Origin of the sequence: Plasticicumulans acidivorans, assembly GCF_003182095.1 — a bacterium.
GTDB lineage: Bacteria > Pseudomonadota > Gammaproteobacteria > Competibacterales > Competibacteraceae > Plasticicumulans > Plasticicumulans acidivorans.
On the sequence record NZ_QGTJ01000013.1, the window covers coordinates 64,458 to 84,606 of the forward strand.

A 20,149-nucleotide genomic window follows, 5' to 3' on the forward strand; every position below is an offset into this window, starting at 1 on the left:
AGGGCAGTCCATGAGCGCATCCGCACCCGATTACCGGGAGATCATTCGTATCGTCGCCGAAGATGCCGGACATCTGGCGATCGCGATCACCGACATCACCGGCCATCTCGGCGAAGTCAGCGAGCGTGTCACCCGCGAAGCCGATGCCTTCGACACGCTGCAGGCGCTCGCCGGGGACATGACGCAGCAGAACGCCGACGTCGCCGAGGCGGCCGACAGCACGCAGCGTGTCGTCGGCAACGCCCGCCACGAAGTCGAGCGCACACGCCAGACCATCGAGTCCTCGCTGACCGACATCCGCGCGCTGACCGAATCGGTCGCGGCGATCGAAGCCCAACTCTCCGAACTCGGTGGCGCGATGGAGCGCGTCAGCACCGTCGCCCAGGGCATCGACGCCATCGCCAAGCAGACCAACCTGCTCGCGCTCAACGCCACCATCGAGGCGGTGCGCGCCGGCGAGGCCGGCAAAGGCTTTGCCGTGGTCGCCAGCGAGGTCAAGGAACTCGCCAAGCAGACGCGCTCGGCCACTGCCGAGATCGAAGTCACGCTCAAGGAGCTCGGCGAACGCACCCGCGGGCTGCTCGCCCAGGGCGCGCAGAGCAAACAGCGCTCGGAACAGGTGCGCGGCGGCACGCAGGCGATCCAGACGGTGATGGACACCATGGGTGCGGCGATGGACGACGTCAGCGAGCAGGCGCAGCGCATCGGCTCGGCGGTCGGCCGGATCGCCGGCAGCTGCCAGCAGACGGTGGCGGCACTCAACGACATGGCCAGCGACGTGCGCCTGTCCAGCCGCAATCTGCGCGAGGCGCGCGACCAGCTCTCGCGCGTGCAGGGCGTCAGCGAAAAGCTCATCGGCGCCACGGCCGTCGACGGCATCGAAACCCACGACAGCCCGCTGATCCAGCTCGCCAAGCACACCGCGGTGCAGATTTCGGCGCTGTTCGAAGCGGCGATCGACAGCGGCGAAATCAGCGAGCATGACCTGTTCGACCGCGACTACCGGCCGCAGCCCGACACCGAGCCGCAGCAGTACCTGACCCGCTTCACCGAATTCACCGACCGGCGGCTGACGCCGATCCAGGAAGACATCCTCGGCCGCAACCCGCGCATCACCTTCTGCGCCGCCGTCGACGACAAGGGCTATCTGCCGACGCACAACCGCAAATACTCGGCAGCGCAGGGCAAGGACCCGGTGTGGAACGCCGCCAACTGCCGCAACCGGCGCATCTTCAACGATCGCACCGGCCTGGCCTCGGCGCAGAATCGCGAACCGATCCTGCTGCAGACCTACCGCCGCGACATGGGCGGCGGCAACTACGTGCTGATGAAGGAAGTCGCCGCGCCGATCGTGGTACGCGGCCGCCACTGGGGCGGCCTGCGCATCGGCTACAAGCCGAACTGACACGCCGCCCGCTGTCGCCGGACACGCGCTGCCAGCCTGCGCGCGCGGCGGCGCTATACTGCCCGGCTTTCGGCGACCGCCGCCGGCTTTACCGCTGATCCGGAACACGCATGGACAAGACCTACGAACCGCAGGCCATCGAACAACGCTGGTACGAAACCTGGGAGCACCGGGGCAACTTCGCGCCGCAGCAGATGGGCACGGCCGCCGCGCCCTACTGCATCATGCTGCCGCCGCCGAACGTCACCGGCACGCTGCACATGGGCCACGCCTTCCAGCACACGATCATGGATGCGCTGATCCGCTACCACCGCATGCAGGGCGACAACACGCTGTGGCAGCCGGGCACCGACCATGCCGGCATCGCCACGCAGATGGTGGTCGAGCGCCAGCTCAACGCCGAGGGCAAAACCCGTCAGGACCTCGGCCGCGAAGCCTTCCTCGAACGCGTGTGGGAGTGGAAGGCCTACTCCGGCGACACCATCGGCCGGCAGATGCGCCGCCTCGGCACCTCGCCGGACTGGAGCCGCGAGCGCTTCACGATGGACGAGGGTCTGTCGGTGGCGGTGCAGGAAGTCTTCGTGCGCCTCTACGACGCCGGCCTGATCTATCGCGGTCAGCGGCTGGTCAACTGGGACCCGGTGCTGCACACGGCGGTTTCCGACCTCGAAGTCGTCTCCGAGGAGGAGAACGGCTCGATGTGGCTGATCCGCTATCCGCTGGCCGAGGGCGGCGGTGATCTGACCGTCGCCACCACCCGCCCGGAAACGCTGCTCGGCGATACCGCGGTCGCCGTCCACCCCGAGGACGAGCGCTACCGCCACCTGATCGGCAAGCACATCCTGCTGCCGCTGACCGAGCGCCAGATCCCGATCGTCGCCGACGACTACTGCGACCCGGAATTCGGCACCGGCTGCGTCAAGATCACGCCGGCGCATGACTTCAACGACTACGCCGTCGGCCAGCGTCACAACCTGCCGCTGATCAACGTGTTCACGGCGGACGCCAGACTCAACGACAACGCCCCCGAGCGCTTGCGCGGCCTCGACCGCTTCGAGGCACGCAAGCGCGTCGTCGCCGAGCTCGAAGAACTCGGCCTGCTGGTCGAAGTGCGTCCGCACAAGCTGATGGTGCCGCGCGGTGATCGCACCGGCGCCGTCATCGAGCCCTTCCTCACCGACCAGTGGTACGTCGACCTCACCCGCCAGACGCAGCCCGACGGTCGCCCCGGCGGCTGGAGCGCGATCATCAAGCCGGCGCTCGACGTGGTCGCCGACGGCCGCGTCAAGTTCGTCCCGGAGAACTGGTCGAAGACCTACAACGAGTGGCTGAACAACATCCAGGACTGGTGCATCAGCCGCCAGCTGTGGTGGGGCCACCGCATTCCGGCCTGGTACGACGAGGCCGGCAGGATCTACGTCGCGCGCAGCGAAGCCGAGGCGCGCACGCGCTACGGCCTCGGCGCCGAGGTCGTCCTGCGCCAGGACGAGGACGTGCTCGACACCTGGTTCAGCTCGGCGCTGTGGCCGTTCAGCACGCTCGGCTGGCCGAGCGAAGACGCCTTCCTCAAGACCTTCTACCCGACCAGCGTGCTGGTCACCGGCTTCGACATCATCTTCTTCTGGGTCGCCCGCATGGTGATGACCGGCCTGTACTTCATGGACGGCGAGGTGCCGTTCCGCGAGGTCTACATCACCGGCCTGGTGCGCGACGGCGAAGGCCAGAAGATGTCGAAGTCCAAGGGCAACGTGCTCGACCCGATCGACATCATCGACGGCATCACGCTCGAAGAACTGGTCGCCAAGCGCACCAAGGGCCTGATGAAGCCGCAGGATGCGCCGAAGATCGAAAAGCGCACGCGCAAGGAATTCCCCGAAGGCATCCGCGCCCACGGCACCGATGCGCTGCGCTTTACCTTCGCGGCGCTGGCCACCAACGGCCGCGACATCAACTTCGACATGGGCCGCGTCGAGGGCTACCGCAACTTCTGCAACAAGCTGTGGAACGCCGCGCGCTACGTGCTGCTCAACACCGAGGGCCAGGACTGCGGCCAGATCGGCAAGTGCGGCTACTCGCTGGCCGACCGCTGGATCGCCTCGCGCCTGCAGGCAACGATCCGCGAGGCGCACGAGGGCATCGACGGCTACCGCTTCGACATGGCGGCGAAGGCCATCTACGAGTTCATCTGGAACGAGTACTGCGACTGGTACCTGGAGCTGGCCAAGCCGGTGCTGACCGGCGACGCGCACGAGATCCTCAAGCGCGGCACGCGGCGCACGCTGGTGACGGTGCTGGAAACGGTGCTGCGCCTGCTGCACCCGCTGATGCCGTTCATCACCGAGGAGATCTGGCAGCGCGTGGCACCGCTGGCCGGCGCCGGCGGCGCGACCATCTCGCTGGCCGCCTACCCGCAGGCCGACGTCAACCTGATCGACCTCGATGCCGAGGCCGACATCGCCTGGGTGCAGAGCTTCCTCGTCGGCGTGCGCCGCATCCGCGCCGAGCTCAACGTCGCTCCCGGCAAGCCGCTGGCCGTGCTCGCCCGCGGTGGTGATGCCGCCGATCAGGAGCGGCTGCAGGCCAACCGCGTGTTCCTCGAAAGCCTCGGCCGCATCGAGTCGATCGCGCTGATCGACGGCGAGGCGCCGGAAGCGGCGACCACGCTGGTCGGCCACATGGAAATCCTCATCCCGCTCGCCGGGCTGATCGACAAGGACGCCGAGCTCGCCCGTCTGGCCAAGGAAATCGAGCGCATCGTCAAGGACATCGCACGCATCGAAGCCAAGCTGGCCAATCCGGCCTTCGCCGACAAGGCGCCGGCCGACATCGTCGCCAAGGAGCGCGAGAAGCTCGACGCCCAGCGCGTCGCGCTCGGCAAGCTGCAGGACACGCACGCACGCATGGCGCGGCTGTAACACCACGCGCTGCACAGCCCCGACGACACCCGCCACGGCCCGCCCGCGGCGGGTGTCGTCATTCTGGCGCGCCGTCGTGAGCGTGCCCGGCATCGACTATTGTGCGCATACCGCCCACCCGAGGAGTCCCGCCATGGTCGCCAGCGTTCTGCGCAACATCACCCTCGATGATTCCCAGCCCAGCGGCATGCTGCCTTACGACAAGAACTGCGTAGCGATGACCTTCTCCCGGCTGCTCGGTGTCGGCGTCTACGCGACGATCAATTTTTTCCTGCAGAAACAGTGGATCAAGAACGCCAAGGATCTGGAGAACGACAACACCATCGAGCTCGTCATCGGCAAGCTCGATCTCCAGGAACGCTACAAGAAACAGTCATGGGCGACGGTCAAGACCGGCATGCAGGGCATGCCGGACGGTCGCTATTTCGCCACCAACTGGGGCATCGAGGACTCGAAGGCCAAGGCCGGACACGCCTTCGCCATCATCAAGAAAGGCGGCGTCGGCGTGGCCGGCAACAATGCCGAGGACACAGACCGGCCGTATCACTCACAGATCAGCGACAGCCACCTGATCTCGGTGTACGGCCCGATCGGCTGACGCGTCCGCTGCCGTCAGCCAGTGCGGCGCCAGCGGCGGCGCAAGGCCAGCGCGAGCGGCCCGCCGAGACACAGCCACAGCGTCGCCGGCTCCGGCACACGGCTCACCGTCGGTGCCAGCAGATAGGCGAATTCGCCGCTGAGCAGCGACACGCCGCTGAGCCCGGTGGTGCCGTCCGCAGCGGCGCTGACCAGCAGGTCGGCCTCCGGCACCAGCGTGGCGAAGATGTCGCCACCGAGCAGCGCATTGAGCACGACGTCACCGCTGCCGCCGAACATGAGCTCGCGCGCATAACCGCCGAGCAACAGTGAACGCATGAAACCGCTGCCGGGCACGGCGGTTTCGACGCCGAGCTGCGGGTTGAGCAGTGCATCGGCACCGAGGTTGAGCAACAGCAGCAGGTCGAAGCCGGTGAAATCATCGGCATAGCCGGTGACGCCGAGATCGAGGCGGTACACCGCTGCCCGCGCATCGCCCGGTGCCGCCGAGCGCAGCGCCGCGAAATCGGCCGGATCGAGCAGCGCCTGATCGAGCAGGCCGAACAGCTCCGCCCCGCCCTGCAAACCGGGAATGAACGGGGTCGCGGTGCCGCCGGCGTCGACGAACGGATTAGCGCCGCGCAGACCGTCATCACGGCTGAGGCTCGCCCCCAGACTGATCGGCAGACCGCCGCTGGTATTGCTGGCGAACATCAGGTAGCCGTTGCCGCCGGGATTGCCCGCGCCGCCGCCGGCACCGCCGGCGGCGTTCACCGTGCTGGCACTTGCCTCCACCACCGAGGCGGCGAGCAGCACGCTGCCACCGGCACCACCGCCACCGGCGCCGCCCGTCGCACCGCTGCCGCCGCTGCCACCGCTGGCGCCAGCACCACCGTCACCGCCCGCTCCGCGCGGGAACGGCAGCCCGATTGCCGCCTGGCCGTCGCTGCCGCCGCTCCCGGCACCGCCTGACAGCCCGCTCTGCCCGGCACTGCCCGGCGTACCGTCGGCACCGCTGACATCGAACAGGCCGCCACTGACGATGCGGCCGTAGGCCGAGATCGCCAGGGCGCCGCCACCGCCGCCGCCACTGCCACCGTTGCCGCCGCTGCCACCGCTGCCGCCAGCACCGCCGTTGCCACCGCTGCCGCCATCGCCGCCGCTGACCAGTTCGCTGCCCCAGCCGCCGCCGCCGCCGCCGCCCTGGCCACCACCGCCGCCACCGCTACCGCCCGTGCCACCCTGGCCGCCGCCGCCGCCGCTGCCACCGCTGAGCAACAGGCCGCCACCGGTATTCAGCCCCCCCGCCCCCGGTGCCCCGTCGACGGCGGAACGACCACTACCGCCGGTACGGCCGGGACTGCCATCCGTCGCATTGCTGTTGACGGTAAACGTGAAGGCGAAACAGACCCCGGCGACCTCCACCACGCAGTGATTGGTGATATCCGCCCCCGCACCACCGCTGCCGCCGCCACCACCACCGCCGCCCGAGGCAAATGCCAGTGCGTTGCCGCCCGCCGTGGCCACCGAGTGGATACCGGCGCCGCCGCTGCCACCCGCCAGGGCCAGCCGCCCGGAGAAGCCGTTGCCGGCACTGTCGCCAGCGGAGCCCGACCCGCCGTCCGAGGCGCTGCCGATGCCGGTCGCGGCACCGCCTGGATTCCCCTGGCCCAGGCCGCTGCCGCGCGAGCCGCCGGAACCGCCAGCGCCACCGGCCGAGCCGCCGCCGCCAGCGCCACCTCCCGCGCCGGCCTGCTGGCCGCTGGCCGAGAAATCGATCAGAGCGCCGGCAGCGATATAGGCATCGTTGCCGACGCTGAAGCGCGCACCGCGACTGCCCTGGCCGATGACGGTATCGCCGGCATTGAGATGCAGGTCGCCGGCGAAATAGAAGGTGGTGACATTACTGGCGATGCTGCTCGAAAAATCAGTGCCATTGAGCGAGCCGACGGCCAGGCCGCCACTGAAAATCTGTCCGCTGTCGGTATCCACGAGATAAGACACGGCGCCAGCCGGTCCCAGGGCAAAACTCAGAGCAAACGCCAAGGCGGTGCGTTTCATTGTTGTTCTCCTGATGATCCTCCCCGATCAGCTCCTGGCTCCATGGCTTGCCACCCGCGCGTCATGCTTCCCCGTGCACGCCGCGGCGAAGTCCGGCAATTCCTGCACCAATACTTACAACTCAAAAGTTTTCAGTACGTTGTATCGACGAGCAGCAAGTGTCGCCGTCGTCCATGCAAGTTATTGTAAAGATTGTTAACAAACGAAAAGGTCGATCGCGCCGCGCGGCGCATGCCATTGCTGCAGCAGCACACGGATGTCGCCGGCGCGCTATGCTGCCGCGACGTTCCTGCCCGACGACACTGACACGGATTTCACATGCGCCCGTTCTGGCGATTCATGACTGACTTTGGCGAAATCGGCCTGCTGCTGCCGTGCTCGCTGGCCTTGTGCACCCTGCTCTGGCTGCATGGCGCACGACATGCCGTTAAATGGTTTGTGCTGTGCTGGAGCGGCTGTCTCGGCCTGCTGCTGATCGGCAAGCTGCTGCTGATCCCGTGCACGATGCACTGGGACCTTGCCCTGCGCAGCCCGAGCGGCCACGCCGGTGCCTCGCTGTTCTTCTATGGCGCCCTCGGCTGGTTGCTGCTGCGCCATGCTCCGCGCAGCGTGGGCTGGCCGACCGCGCTGCTCGCGGTGCTGCTGATGCTCGGCGTACCGCTGTCGCGGGTCATGCTCGGCATGCACAGCGTCGCGGAAGTCGTCGCCGGCGTCTGTGTCGGGCTGGGCTGGCTGACGCTGTTCGCCCGTCGCGAATACGGCACGCCGCGGCCGCGGCTGCGCCCGGCCGCGCTCGGTATCGGCCTGCTCGCCGTCTCGGCACTGGCCTCGGGCGCGCCGCACGTACCGGCCGAGCTGGCGATCCGCGATGCCGCGCACTGGCTGCAGTCGGCCTTCAGCAGCTGCCGGCTGATTCCCTGAAACACCGTGGAGACACCGCCATGCTCGAACTGCGCCCGAACTGCGAATGCTGTGACCGCGATCTGCCGCCCGATGCCGAGGACGCGCTGATCTGCTCGTTCGAGTGCACCTTCTGCGCCGACTGCGCCGAGCAGGTCCTGCACGGCGTCTGTCCGAACTGCGGCGGCGAACTGGTGCGCCGCCCGCGCCGGCCGGTGGCCAAGCTGGCGGCCAATCCACCCTCGACCCTGCGCGTGCTCAAGGCCGGCGGCTGCCGGCCGGCTGCCTGAACAGCGTCTGCTCCAGCGGCCTACAGCAGCACGCCGTCGACCGGACGCACCGCTGCCGGGCGCTCACGCTCGCCGAGCAGTTCGCGCAGGTCGGCTTCGATGGTGGTGCTGATCGCGGTCAGCGGCAGATCGTTGGGCAGCTCACCGAAAGGCTCCTCGATCTGCTCGCCGAGCGCATCGAGGCCGAAGAAGGTATAGGCCAGTACCAGCACCACCAGCGGCGTCAGCCAGCCGACGCTGTCGACCAGGCCGAACGGCAGCATCAGGCAGTAGACGTGCACGGTGCGGTGCAGCAGCAGGCGGTACGGATACGGAATCGGCGTGTTGCGGATACGCTCGCAGGCGCCGAGCACGTGACCGAGCGAGACCAGGCTGGTTTCGACGCTGGTGGCCAGCATCGGCTCCAGGCGCCCGTCACGGCGGGCGGCGTGGATGCCGTCGCCCAGCTGCTGCAGCAGCGCCAGCGGCACATTGTGCGCCAGCGCCGTGCGCGCCGCCCGTTCACCGCCGAGGATGCGTTCGAGATCGGGCAGCGGATCGCCGCCGCGCAGGTGGTGGCGCAGGGCATGGACGAAGGCGATCGTCGTGTGCACCAGCGCCGGACGGTCGTCGGCACCCTGTGCCGGCGCCGCCACCGTGTTGAGGATCTGCCGGGTCAGCGTGCGCGCACTGATCAGCAGCTCTCCCCACAGCGTGCGCCCCTCCCAGAAACGCGCGTAGCTGGCGTTGTTGCGAAAGCCGAGGAAGATCGCCAGCGTCAGGCCGAGCAGGCTCAGCGGCGTCACCGTCAGCGAGGTGCCGAACGGCAGCACGCTGGCATGCAGCACCGTCACCAGCGTCGCCAGGGCCGTGGTCAGCAGCAGCGGCCGCAGGATGAACTGCACGATCGAGCCGCGCAGGCGAAACAGCACATCGAAGCCGTTCGGGGTGTTCAGGACGATCATCAGCTCGCTCCGCGCCGACACCACGACGGCTCGGCGACACAGGGCCGCGCAGTATAGCGGCGCCTCAGCACCAGCCGCGTTCGAGCACGTAGCGCACCAGCGCCGCGGCGCAGTCGAGGTCGAGCTTGCGCATGATGTTGAGCCGGTGCGTTTCCACCGTGCGCGCGCTCAGGCTGAGCTGCTCGGCGATCTGGCGGTTGCTCAGGCCGCGCCCGATCAGCGTGGCGATCTCGCGTTCGCGCGGCGTCAGCTCGACGGCGGCATTGCGCTGCAGTCCGGCCGGCGCCTGGAAGCCGGCGCCGGCCAGCACCGCCTCGATGGCCTCGACGATGGCCTCGGCCGGCGCGTCCTTGAGCACGTAGCCGCGGGCACCGGCACTGGCGGCCTCGGCGACGTAGCCGGCGTCCTCGTGCATGGTCAGGATCAGCACCGGCAGACCGGGATGCGCGGCGAGCAGGCGGCGCGTCGCTTCCAGACCGTTGATGCCACGCATGGCGATGTCCATCAGCACCAGATCGGGCCGTTGTTCGGCGACCGCGGCCAGCGCGCCGGCGGCGTCACCGGCTTCGGCGACGACACGATAACGGGCGCCAGCTTCGAGCCGCGCACGCAGACCGTCGCGCACCAGCGGGTGATCATCGACCAGCAGCAGGCGCACGGTGGAATCGCTCATCAAGGGCCTCCGGACAGGCGCAGTGCGCGGCGCGGGATGTGGGCATCGAGGCGACAGCCCTGCCCCGGCGCCGTATGCAGCTCGAAACGGCCGCCGAGGGCTTCCAGCCGCTCGTGCATGTTGCGCAGGCCGAAGCCACCGGCATCGTCGCGCACGCCGTCGGCCAGCAGCCGCCCGGCGTCGAAGCCATGGCCGTCATCTTCGATATGTAGCAGCAGACCGTCGCGATGGCGGTTCAGTGCCAGCAGCAGCGTGCGCGCTGCGGCATGGCGCACCGTATTGGCGCAAGCTTCTTGCGCGATACGGAACAGCGCCGTGGCGACGACATCCGGCACCGCGCCGCCACTGTCGGCCCGCACGCTGACCTGCAGGCCAGAACTTGCCGCGGTGTCGCGCCCCAGGCGTTCCAGCGCGGCATCGAGACCGAGATCGTCGAGCAGGCGCGGACGCAGCGCCTGAGCGATGCCGCGCAGCTCGCCGAGCGCCTGCTGCAGCCCGCCGAGCGCGCTGCCCAGCGGCGCGGCGGCGGCCGTGCGCGGCTGCGCCGGATCTGCGAGGCGGGCGGCGGCGGATTCGAGCACGAACTTCACCGCGACCAGCTGCTGACTGAGACCGTCGTGCAGCTCGCGGGCGACGCGGGCGCGTTCGTCCTCCTGCGAATGCACCACGCGCTCGGCCAGGCGGCGCAGGCGCGCATCGGCAAAGCGGCGCTGGCTCAGGTTCAGCGCCAGGCCGAAAACGGCGACCAGCAGCACGCCGCACAGCGCGATCGCCGCGATCGCCGCCTGCGTGGCGGCGGCATTGCCGGCGACTTCGCGCTGCACCTGATCGAGCGCCGCCTGCACATCGTCGAGGTAGATGCCGGTGCCGAGCATCCAGCCCCAGCGCTCCAGGGCGATGACGTAGCCGAGCTTCGGCGCCTCCGAGGCGTGAGTCGACGGTTTCGGCCAGGGGTATTCGATGGTGCCGCCGCCAGCGCGCGCGCGCTCGATCAGCTGCTGGATGGTCGGCCGCCCCTGCGCATCGCGCAGTGCCCACAGATTGCGCCCGACCAGCTCGGGCTGGCGCGGGTGCATCAGCACGTTGCCGGCGAAGTCGTAGAGGAAGAAGTAACCGTCGACGCCGTAGTCGAGCGCGGCGAGCAGCTCGCGCGCCTCGGCCTTGGCGGCCGGGTCGTCACGGCCGCTGTCGTAGAGATGACCGAGCGCCGAGCGCGCCAGACCGACGTAATGGCGCAGCTCGGTCTCCTTGCTGGCCATCAGCGCCGGGCGCAGCGCGGCGCTCGCCTCCTGCACCAGCTGCTGCGACTGGCGCTGCACCGCCCAGCCGACGGCGAGCACCACCAGCACCAGCGGCAGCAGCGATAACAGCAGGATCTTGTGGCGAAGTTCCATCGCGGACGCAGAAAACCGGAATCGAGGGCGCAGTTTACGTAGTTATGCGGATGGTCGCCGCCGTGACGCTTGCGAAGAATTCATCCTGCCGTCAGGCGCCACGAATTTTTACCAAGCGAAAAATCACTAAGCACCGGATTCATGTAAATCCGGCCGCTCGCGGAGGACAGCTCCCTTGAACCGCCTCACGTCCCAACTCGGCTGGATCGCACTGGCCGTGCTCGGCGCGGTTGCGCTCGGCACCGTCGCGCTATCGCGCGGCGAGACCATCAATGCCCTGTGGCTGGTCATCGCCGCCGTCTCGGTCTACCTGATCGCCTATCGCTACTACAGCCTCTACATCGCCCGCGACGTCGCCGGGCTCGACGCCCAGCGCATGACTCCAGCCTGGCGCCACAACGACGGCCTCGATTACGTGCCGACCAACAAATACGTGCTGTTCGGCCACCACTTCGCCGCCATCGCCGGCGCCGGCCCGCTGGTCGGCCCGGTGCTCGCCGCGCAGATGGGGTATCTGCCGGGCACGCTGTGGATTCTCGCCGGTGTGGTGTTCGCCGGTGCGGTGCAGGACTTCCTGGTGCTGTTCGTCTCCACCCGCCGCGACGGCCGCTCGCTCGGCGATCTGGTGAAGTCGGAGCTGGGCACGGTACCGGGCGTGATCGCACTGTTCGGCGCCTTCATGATCATGGTGATCATCCTCGCGGTGCTGGCGCTGATCGTCGTCAAGGCGCTGGCCGGCAGCCCGTGGGGCACCTTCACCGTCGCCGCGACGATCCCGCTGGCGATCTTCATGGGCATCTACACCCGTTACATCCGTCCGGGGCGCATCGGTGAAGTTTCGCTGATCGGCTTCGTCGTGCTGATGGCGGCGATCATCTACGGCGGCGACGTGGCTGCCGGCCCCTGGGGCGAATACTTCAACTTCGACGCCAAATCGCTGACCTGGCTGCTGATCGGCTACGGCTTCATCGCCTCGGTGCTGCCGGTGTGGCTGCTGCTGGCGCCGCGCGACTACCTGTCGACCTTCCTCAAGGTCGGCACCATCGTCGGTCTGGCCATCGGCATCGTCTTCGTCGCACCCGAGCTGAAAATGCCGGCGCTGACCCGCTTCGTCGACGGCAGCGGCCCGGTGTGGTCGGGCAACCTGTTCCCGTTCCTGTTCATCACCATCGCCTGCGGTGCCGTCTCCGGCTTCCACGCGCTGATCTCCTCGGGCACCACGCCGAAGCTGCTGGAGAACGAAAGCCACGCCCGCTTCATCGGTTACGGCGGCATGCTGATGGAATCCTTCGTCGCCATCATGGCGCTGACCGCCGCGGCGGTGATCGAGCCCGGCGTCTACTTCGCGATGAACAGCCCGGCGGCGGTGATCGGCAGCACGCCGGAGGCCGCGGCGCAGGTCATCAGCAGCTGGGGCTTCACGATCACGCCGGACGTGCTGACGGCGACCGCGCAGGCGGTTGGCGAGCACACCATCGTTTCGCGCGCCGGCGGTGCGCCGACGCTCGCCGTGGGCATGGCGCAGATCCTCTCCAAGGTGTTCGGCGGCCACACGATGATGGCCTTCTGGTATCACTTCGCGATCCTGTTCGAGGCGCTGTTCATCCTCACCGCCGTCGACGCCGGCACCCGCGCCGGGCGCTTCATGCTGCAGGACCTGCTCGGCACCTTCGTGCCCTCGCTCAAGCGCACCGAGTCGCTGCTCGCCAACCTGCTGGCCACCGGCCTGTGCGTCGCCGCCTGGGGCTACTTCCTCTATCAGGGCGTGGTCGATCCGCTCGGCGGCATCAACACGCTGTGGCCGCTGTTCGGCATCGCCAACCAGATGCTCGCCGCGATCGCGCTGATCCTCTGCACCGTGGTGCTGTTCCGCATGAAGCGCGAGCGCTTCGCCTGGGTCACCGTGCTGCCGACCGTGTGGCTGCTGATCTGCACGCTGACCGCCGGCTGGCAGAAGATCTTCGACGCCAGCCCGAAGGTCGGCTTCCTCGCCCGCGCCGACAAATACGCCGCGGCACTGGCCAAGGGTGAAGTGCTGGCACCGGCCAAGTCGCTGGAGCAGATGAGCCGGGTGATCTTCAACGACTACGTCGACGCCACGCTGTGTGCGCTGTTCATGGGCGTGGTGCTCAGCGTGCTGGTCTACGGCATCAAGGCCTGCCGCCAGGCGCGCACCGAGCAGCGGCCGACGGTGCACGAAACCGCCTGGGAAGCGCTGCCCGCACAGGCCGGCGCGGCGCAGGCGCACTGAGGTGTTCCGCGATCTCGCCAAGGCCGGGAAATATCTCGGCCAGGCGGCACGGCTGATGGTCGGCCTGCCCGACTACGACGCCTACGTGCAGCACGTGCGCCTGACCCACCCCGAGCGCGAGCCGATGAGCTACGAAGAGTTCTTCCGCGAGCGCCAGGAAGCCCGCTACGGCGGCAAGGGTGGCAGCGGCCGCTGCTGCTGACGCTGTTCCGCCCCCGAACCTGCTGCCCCATCCGTGCCTCTCTCCCCTCCGGAGGCCGGGGCCGCAGGCCAGGGGGCTTTCTTTATCCGCCCGCCACAGGATTGCGCCGATGCTCCCGATTCCCGTCACCGTGCTCACCGGCTTTCTCGGCGCGGGCAAGACCACGCTGCTCAATCAGCTGCTCGCCGCCCGCCCGCAGGAACGCATCGCCGTCGTCGAGAACGAATTCGGCGCCCAGGGCATCGATGGCGCCCTGCTCGACGGTGCTGCCGAGATCGTCGAACTGGCCGGCGGCTGCGTCTGCTGCAGCGTGCGCGGCGAGCTGACGGCGGCGCTGCACGAGCTGCTGGCGCGGCGCGAGGCCGGCACGCTCGCCTTCGACCGCCTGATCCTCGAAACCACCGGCCTCGCCGACCCGGCCCCGGTGGCACAGACATTCTTCGTTGACGAAACACTGCGCGAGCGGCTGCGCCTCGATGCGGTGATCACGCTGGTCGACGCCGTGCACGCGATGCGCCAGCTCGACGAGCAGCGCGTGGCCTGCGCGCAGGTCGGCTTCGCCGACCGCCTGCTGCTGAGCAAGACCGACCGCACCGATGCCGAGAGCCTCGCCGCGCTCACGGCGCGGCTGCGGCGCATCAATCTGCGCGCGCCGATCATCGACAACCGCCACGGCCGGGCCGCCGTCGAAGACTGGCTCGACATCGGCGCCTTCGACCTCGACGACCGCCTGGAACTGCCGCCGGCGGCGCTGCAGTTTCGCCCGGCGGGCACGCCCGCCACGGTCTTCGCGACACCGGCGCACGACGATGACATCGACTCGCGCGTGCTCGAACACGCCGGCGCCGTCGACCTCGACCGCATCGGCGCCTTCATGGAGGCGCTGATCGAGCGCTGCGGCAACGACATGCTGCGCTACAAAGGCGTGTTCGCGATCGCCGGCGAGCCGCGGCGGCTGATCGTGCAGGGCGTGCACCGCATCGCCGGCTTCGACTATGGCAGCCCCTGGCAGAGCGCGGAGACGCCGAGCACGCGGCTGGTGCTGATCGGCCGGCGTCTGCCGTTCGCCGAGATCGCCGCACAATTCACCGCCGCCTGCGCCTGAAGCGACGCCGGCTGTCGCATAATCCGCCGCTTTGCAGCCGCGGAGAACGCCATGCACCGCATCGGCCACTGGGTTTTGTACATCGGCATCGTGCTGACGGTCGGCGGCCTGATCGGCGGCGGCGTGATGATCGTCAGCGCCGGCTATGCTCCGGCACCACTGATCGCTCTGGTGCCCTTCGGTTTCCTGCTCACCTTCACCGGCCTGTGCATGGTCGTGCTGCACGGCCCGCGCAGCAGCGACCAGGCCGCACCGCCCTCGCAGCGGCCGCATGACGATTGATTTCGCACGCGCCGCAACGGGACGAGAAATCTTAGGAAACTGTTAACCTTGCGCGTCCGCGGCGGCACATCGCCGGCCGCGCCGAAATCTTTGCCGAGAGTGTCGATGACCCATCCCGCCTTCGAACACCTGCGCAGCCGAGCCGTCCCCGCGCTCAAGCTCGAACTGCAGGAATACCGTCACCGCGCCACCGGCGCCTGTCACCTCCACCTCGCCGCAGCCGATCCGCACAACGCCTTCCTGGTGGCCTTTCTGACCGTGCCGCAGGACTCCACCGGCGTCGCCCACATCCTCGAACATACGGCACTGTGCGGCAGTCGCCGCTACCCGGTGCGCGACCCGTTCTTCATGATGACGCGGCGTTCGCTGAACACCTTCATGAACGCCTTCACCGGCAGCGACTGGACCGCCTATCCGTTCGCCAGCCTCAACCGCAAGGATTTCGCCAACCTGCTCGACGTCTATCTCGACGCGGCGTTCTTCCCGCTGCTCGACCCGCTCGACTTCGCCCAGGAAGGCCACCGTGTCGAATTCGACGACCCCGCCGACCCGGGCTCGAAGCTGGTCTACAAGGGTGTGGTGTTCAACGAGATGAAAGGCGCGATGTCGAGCCCGGTGCAGGCGCTCGCCCAGCACCTGCAGAGCGCGCTGTTCCCGACCACCACCTATCACTACAATAGCGGCGGCGAACCGACCGAGATTCCGCGCCTGACGCATGCGCAGCTGGTGGCCTTCCACGCCAACCACTATCACCCGTCGAACGCGGTGTTCATGACCTATGGCGACATCGCCGCGGACGAGCATCAGGCGGCCTTCGAAGCGCGTGCGCTCGGCCACTTCCAGGCGCGCTCGCTCGGCCTGTCGATTCCCGACGAGCGCCGCTACAGCCACCCGCAGCACGTCGAGGCCCGCTACGCGGCCAGCCCCGACATGCTCGACGACGGCACCCATGTCGTGCTCGGCTGGCTGCTCGGGCGCACCACCGACCCGCTCGAAGTCGCCCGCGCACGCCTGCTCTCCGATGTGCTGCTCGACAATTCCAGCTCGCCGCTGCGCGCCGCGCTGGAAACCAGCGAACTCGGTGCCGCGCCCTCGCCGCTGTGCGGCTTCGATGACTCGACGCGCGAAACCACCTTCGTCTGCGGCCTCGAAGGCTGCTCGGCCGCCGCCGCCGCCGCGGTCGAGCGCCGAGTGCTCGAAGTGCTGGAGGAGGTCGCCGAGCACGGCGTCGAGCCCAGCGTCATCGACTCGATGCTGCACCAGATCGAACTGGAGAGCCGCGAGATCACCGGCGACAGTTACCCCTACGGCCTCAAGCTGCTGATGGACACGCTGACGCCGCTGATGCACGGCGGTGATCCGCTCGACGGTATCGACATCGACCCGGTGCTGGAGCAGCTGCGCCGCGAGGCGCTGGCGCCCGACTACATCCAGCGCCTGGTGCGCCGGCTGCTGCTCGACAATCCGCACCGGGTGCGCCTGAGCATGCGTCCGGACGCCGGACTCGCCGCCAAACAGGCGGCGAGCGAGGCGGCCACGCTGGAGAAGCTGCGCAAGCATCTCGACGCCACCGGCCGCGCGGCGATCCAGCAACAGGCCGGCGCCCTCGCCAGTCGCCAGGCTCGCGTCGACGATGCCGAGCTGCTGCCGAAGGTCACGCTGGCCGACGTGCCGGCGGAGCTGCCGATCGCCAGCGGCGAACACCGGCCGCTGCTCGGCGTGTCGAGCAGCTGGTATGCACAGCCGACCAACGGCCTGATCTACCAGCAGTGGATCATCGACCTGCCGGAGCTGGAGCCGACGCTGCTCGAACTGGTGCCGCTGTATGCGCTGACGCTGACCGAGGTCGGCAGCGGCGGTCGCGATTACCTCGACACGCAGGCGCTGCAGGCGGCGGTCACCGGCGGCCTCAACGCCCGCTGCCTGGTGCGCGCGGCCGTCGACGACACCCAGCAGATGCGCGCGGTGCTGGTGCTGGCCGGCAAGGCGCTCAAGCGCAACGTGCTGGCCCTCTCCAGCCTGCTGCAGCAGACGCTGCTCAGCCCGCGCTTCGACGAACTTGACCGCCTCGCCGAGCTGGTCGCGCAGTACCGCGCCCAGCGGGACGAGGAAATCGTCGAGCACGGTCACGCGCTGGCGATGGGCGCGGCCAGTGAAAGCCTGTCGCCGACCGCGGCGCTGCTGTCGCAGTGGGCCGGTCTCAGTGCCATCGAGCGTCTGCGCCGCCTCGACGATGCCCTCGAAACCGATGCCGAGGCACTCGCCAGCTACGCGCAGCGCCTGCAGGCGCTGCACCAGATCATCCTGCAGGCACCGCGGCGCCTGCTGGTGGTCGCCGAGGCCGAGCAGCTCGCCAGCGTCGAAGCCGCGCTGTCGGCGAGCTGGAAGAATGCCGCCACCTGCGAGCAGGTGGCGCCGCTGCGTGCCAACCTGCCGGCCGCCATGCGCACACAGGCCTGGGTGACCTCGGCGCAGGTCAACTTCTGCGCCCGCGCCTATCCGGCCGTCGCGCCGACGCACGCCGATGCGCCGGCGCTGATGGTGCTCGGGGATTTCCTGCGCAACGGCTATCTGCACCGGGCGATCCGCGAACGCGGCGGTGCCTACGGCGCCGGCGCCGGCTATCACGCCGACGGCGGCGCCTTCCGTTTCTTCTCTTACCGCGATCCGCGCCTCGCCGAGACGCTGGCCGACTTCGACGCCTCGATCGACTGGCTGCTGCAGACCGCGCACGAGCCGCAGAAGCTCGAAGAAGCGGTGCTCGGCGTCATCGCCGCCATCGACCGCCCCGGCTCGCCGGCCGGCGAGGCGGTGAACGCCTGGTTCAGCGAGCTGTTCGGGCGCACGCCGGAGCAGCGCCGCAACTTCCGCGCGCGCGTGCTTGCGGTGAGCATCGACGATCTGCAGCGCGTCGCCCGCACCTGGCTGCGCCCGGAACAGGCGCACACCGCGGTCATCACCCATCAGGCGGCACTGGATGCCAGCGGTCTAGAGGGCCAGGTCTACACGCTGTAGGCCTGCACTCCGCCCATAAAAAAGGCCACCCGCGGGTGGCCTTTTGATTGACCGGCGACTGAGGGGGCTCAGCGACCGCTGCCGCGCAGAGCAACGAAGTCGCCGAGCACGCGTGTCGCCTCGTCGAGGAACGGGTCCGGCCCGTCCTTGCGCGGCGTGTCCTCGCCGCCATCGCTGTCGCCATCGAGCTGCGCGCGCCCGGCACGGCTCTTCAGACGGGCGCGGGCAGCGTCGTGCTCGGCACGGCGCTCGCTTTCCAGCAGTGAAACGCGGGTGCGCTTGCGCAGTTCGCGGGCGTATTCGAGGTCCTGCTTGAGATCCTGATAGGCCTGATCGTGGGCGACCCGGCTGTCATGCAGGTTCATCAGCTCCGGCACCATATCGTTGACGTGACCGAACAGCTTGTAGCGCGTCGCGGCAATCTCGTCCCAGGGCATCGCGTGCTCCTGCGCACCCTCGCCGACTTCGTCTTCGCCGAAGGCGACCGGGAAGCCGATGTCCGGATGCACGCCGCGATGCTGCGTGCTCGAACCGTTGACGCGGTAGAACTTGGCGATCGTCAGCTTGAGCTGGCCGAGCTTGTCCTTGATCTGCGGCAGAAAGCGGCCGAGCTCGATCAGCGTCTGCACCGTGCCCTTGCCGAAGGTCGGCTCGCCGATGATCAGGCCGCGGCCGTAGTCCTGAATCGCACCGGCGAAAATCTCCGAGGCCGAGGCGCTGAAGCGGTCGGTGAGCACTGCCAGCGGGCCACCGTAGACCAGATCCGGGTCCGGGTCGTTTTCGAGCTGCACCTTGCCCTTGCTGTCGCGCACCTGCACCACCGGCCCCTCGGTGATGAACAGGCCGGTCAGTTCGACGGCCTCCTGCAGCGAACCGCCGCCGTTCTGGCGCAGGTCGATGACCACGCCGTCGACCTTCTGCTGTTCGAGCTCGTGCAGCAGCCGGCGCACGTCGCGCGTGGTGCTGCGATAGTCGGCATCGCCGCGCTGGGCCGCGGCGAAGTCGATGTAGAAGGTCGGGATGGTGATGACGCCGATGTGCTGCTCGACGCCGTCACGCATGAAGGTCTTGATCTGGCTCTTCGCCGCCTGTTCTTCGAGCTGGATCTTGTTGCGCACCAGACGCACCAGCGCGCCGGCGCTGCCTGGCGGGTCCGCCGCCGGCACCACCTGCAGACGCACCACCGAACCGCGCTGGCCCCGGATCAGGTCGACGACGTCGTCGAGGCGCCAGCCGACGACATCGGTCATCGCGCTGTCGTCGCCCTGCCCGACGGCGACGATGCGATCCTTCGGCTTGATCAGCTTGGACATGTCGGCCGGGCCGCCGGGCACCAGCTCGACGACGACGGTTTCTTCATCTTCCAGGCGCAGCACCGCACCGATGCCCTCCAGCGACAGGCGCATCTGGATGTTGAAGTTCTCCGAGCTGCGCGGGCTGAGGTAGGAGGTGTGCGGGTCGAACACGCCGGTGATCGCGTTCATGTAGGCCTGGAACACGTCCTCCGGCTCGGCCTGACCGGCGCGGCGCAGGCGGCCTTCATAGCGCCGGCGCAGCGTCTCGCGGGCCGCTGTCTCGTCCTTGCCGGCGAGCATCAGGTTCAGCGTCTCGTGCTTGAGACGCTTGCGCCAGATCTCGTCGAGTTCGGCCGTGGTGGTCGCCCACGGCGCCTTCTTGCGGTCGAGCTCGATGCTCTCGCGCACGCTGAAGTCGAACGGGTGCGAGAGCACCTCGCGGGCATGCTGCGTGCGCTCCAGCAACCGCTGCTGGTAGCGGTTGTAGATCTCGAACGCCGCGCCAAGGCGACCGTTGCGCAGATCGTCGTCGAGCTTCGTGCGGTACTTCTCGAAATCAGCGACGTCGCTGGCGAGAAAGTAGCTGCGGCTGAAGTCGAGGGCCGCCAGGTAGTCGTCGAAGGCGGCGCTGGAAAGTGCGTCGTCGAGCTTGATGCGACGGTAGTGGTACTGCGACAGCAGCCCCGCTACCGCCTGCTCGACGCGCGCCTCGCTGGCGGTCGGCGACAGCGGCGGCAGGCTTGTGGGCAGCGGCTGGGTGTCGTTGTTGGTGACCGCCGCGCAGGCCACGAACGAAAACGGCAACAGCAGCCCCGCAAGAAACAGGCGACGCAATCCCATT

At 68.7% G+C, this 20,149-nt stretch carries 15 protein-coding genes; 10 read left to right on the plus strand and 5 right to left on the minus strand.

Going from position 1 to position 20,149, the window contains the following annotated elements; all coding sequences use genetic code 11:
- The first annotated feature begins 10 nt into the window (after positions 1-10).
- The 3 genes from C7443_RS17765 (at position 11) to C7443_RS17775 (ending at position 4,918) form a co-directional block, all read left to right on the plus strand.
- Positions 11-1,405: a methyl-accepting chemotaxis protein gene (locus C7443_RS17765; RefSeq protein ID WP_110020111.1), complete on the plus strand. Its 1,395-nt coding sequence runs from the start codon at positions 11-13 to the stop codon at positions 1,403-1,405.
- A 110-nt stretch (positions 1,406-1,515) separates the two neighbouring features.
- Positions 1,516-4,320: a valine--tRNA ligase gene (locus C7443_RS17770; protein WP_110020113.1), complete on the plus strand. Its 2,805-nt coding sequence runs from the start codon at positions 1,516-1,518 to the stop codon at positions 4,318-4,320.
- Between the two features lie 133 nt (positions 4,321-4,453).
- Positions 4,454-4,918: a hypothetical protein gene (locus C7443_RS17775; RefSeq protein ID WP_110020115.1), complete on the plus strand. Its 465-nt coding sequence runs from the start codon at positions 4,454-4,456 to the stop codon at positions 4,916-4,918.
- A 14-nt stretch (positions 4,919-4,932) separates the two neighbouring features.
- On the opposite strand, the gene C7443_RS20200 is transcribed toward C7443_RS17775, so the two are convergent.
- Complete coding sequence (locus C7443_RS20200) at positions 4,933-6,957, minus strand: hypothetical protein (protein ID WP_170123679.1); 2,025 nt, start codon at positions 6,955-6,957, stop codon at positions 4,933-4,935.
- Positions 6,958-7,296: 339 nt separating this feature from the next.
- Between C7443_RS20200 and C7443_RS17785 the strand changes: the two genes are divergently transcribed.
- Positions 7,297-7,878: a phosphatase PAP2 family protein gene (locus C7443_RS17785; RefSeq protein ID WP_170123680.1), complete on the plus strand. Its 582-nt coding sequence runs from the start codon at positions 7,297-7,299 to the stop codon at positions 7,876-7,878.
- Between the two features lie 20 nt (positions 7,879-7,898).
- Positions 7,899-8,147, plus strand: coding sequence for a DUF1272 domain-containing protein (locus C7443_RS17790; RefSeq protein WP_110020119.1), 249 nt, complete (start codon positions 7,899-7,901; stop codon positions 8,145-8,147).
- Positions 8,148-8,167: 20 nt separating this feature from the next.
- On the opposite strand, the gene C7443_RS17795 is transcribed toward C7443_RS17790, so the two are convergent.
- The 3 genes from C7443_RS17795 to C7443_RS17805 form a co-directional block, all read right to left on the minus strand.
- Complete coding sequence (locus tag C7443_RS17795; RefSeq protein ID WP_110020120.1) at positions 8,168-9,091, minus strand: bestrophin family protein; 924 nt, start codon at positions 9,089-9,091, stop codon at positions 8,168-8,170.
- A 64-nt stretch (positions 9,092-9,155) separates the two neighbouring features.
- Positions 9,156-9,764 carry a response regulator gene (locus tag C7443_RS17800; protein WP_110020122.1) on the minus strand — a complete coding sequence of 203 codons (609 nt, stop codon included), beginning with the start codon at positions 9,762-9,764 and terminating at the stop codon, positions 9,156-9,158.
- Entirely contained in the window at positions 9,764-11,158 is a 1,395-nt protein-coding gene (locus C7443_RS17805) for a cache domain-containing protein (RefSeq protein ID WP_110020124.1), read from the minus strand. The genes C7443_RS17800 and C7443_RS17805 overlap by 1 nt, the downstream gene beginning before the upstream one ends.
- Before the next feature lie 175 nt (positions 11,159-11,333).
- Here C7443_RS17805 and C7443_RS17810 point away from each other — a divergent pair, with 175 nt between their 5' ends.
- The 5 genes from C7443_RS17810 to C7443_RS17830 all read left to right on the plus strand — a co-directional run bounded on the left by C7443_RS17810 (position 11,334) and on the right by C7443_RS17830 (position 18,013).
- Complete coding sequence (locus tag C7443_RS17810) at positions 11,334-13,409, plus strand: carbon starvation CstA family protein (RefSeq protein ID WP_110020126.1); 2,076 nt, start codon at positions 11,334-11,336, stop codon at positions 13,407-13,409.
- Position 13,410: 1 nt separating this feature from the next.
- The gene (locus C7443_RS17815; protein ID WP_110020127.1) at positions 13,411-13,611 is read left to right on the plus strand and encodes a YbdD/YjiX family protein; all 201 of its coding nucleotides are present in this window, start codon (positions 13,411-13,413) and stop codon (positions 13,609-13,611) included.
- Positions 13,612-13,720: 109 nt separating this feature from the next.
- The gene (locus C7443_RS17820) at positions 13,721-14,716 is read left to right on the plus strand and encodes a CobW family GTP-binding protein (protein WP_110020129.1); all 996 of its coding nucleotides are present in this window, start codon (positions 13,721-13,723) and stop codon (positions 14,714-14,716) included.
- 51 nt (positions 14,717-14,767) lie between these two features.
- Positions 14,768-14,998 carry a hypothetical protein gene (locus C7443_RS17825; protein ID WP_110020131.1) on the plus strand — a complete coding sequence of 77 codons (231 nt, stop codon included), beginning with the start codon at positions 14,768-14,770 and terminating at the stop codon, positions 14,996-14,998.
- A gap of 105 nt (positions 14,999-15,103) precedes the next feature.
- The gene (locus C7443_RS17830) at positions 15,104-18,013 is read left to right on the plus strand and encodes an insulinase family protein (protein WP_110020133.1); all 2,910 of its coding nucleotides are present in this window, start codon (positions 15,104-15,106) and stop codon (positions 18,011-18,013) included.
- 68 nt (positions 18,014-18,081) lie between these two features.
- Here C7443_RS17830 and C7443_RS17835 read toward each other — a convergent pair whose 3' ends face one another.
- Complete coding sequence (locus C7443_RS17835) at positions 18,082-20,148, minus strand: carboxy terminal-processing peptidase (protein ID WP_170123681.1); 2,067 nt, start codon at positions 20,146-20,148, stop codon at positions 18,082-18,084.
- Position 20,149: the final 1 nt, after the last annotated feature.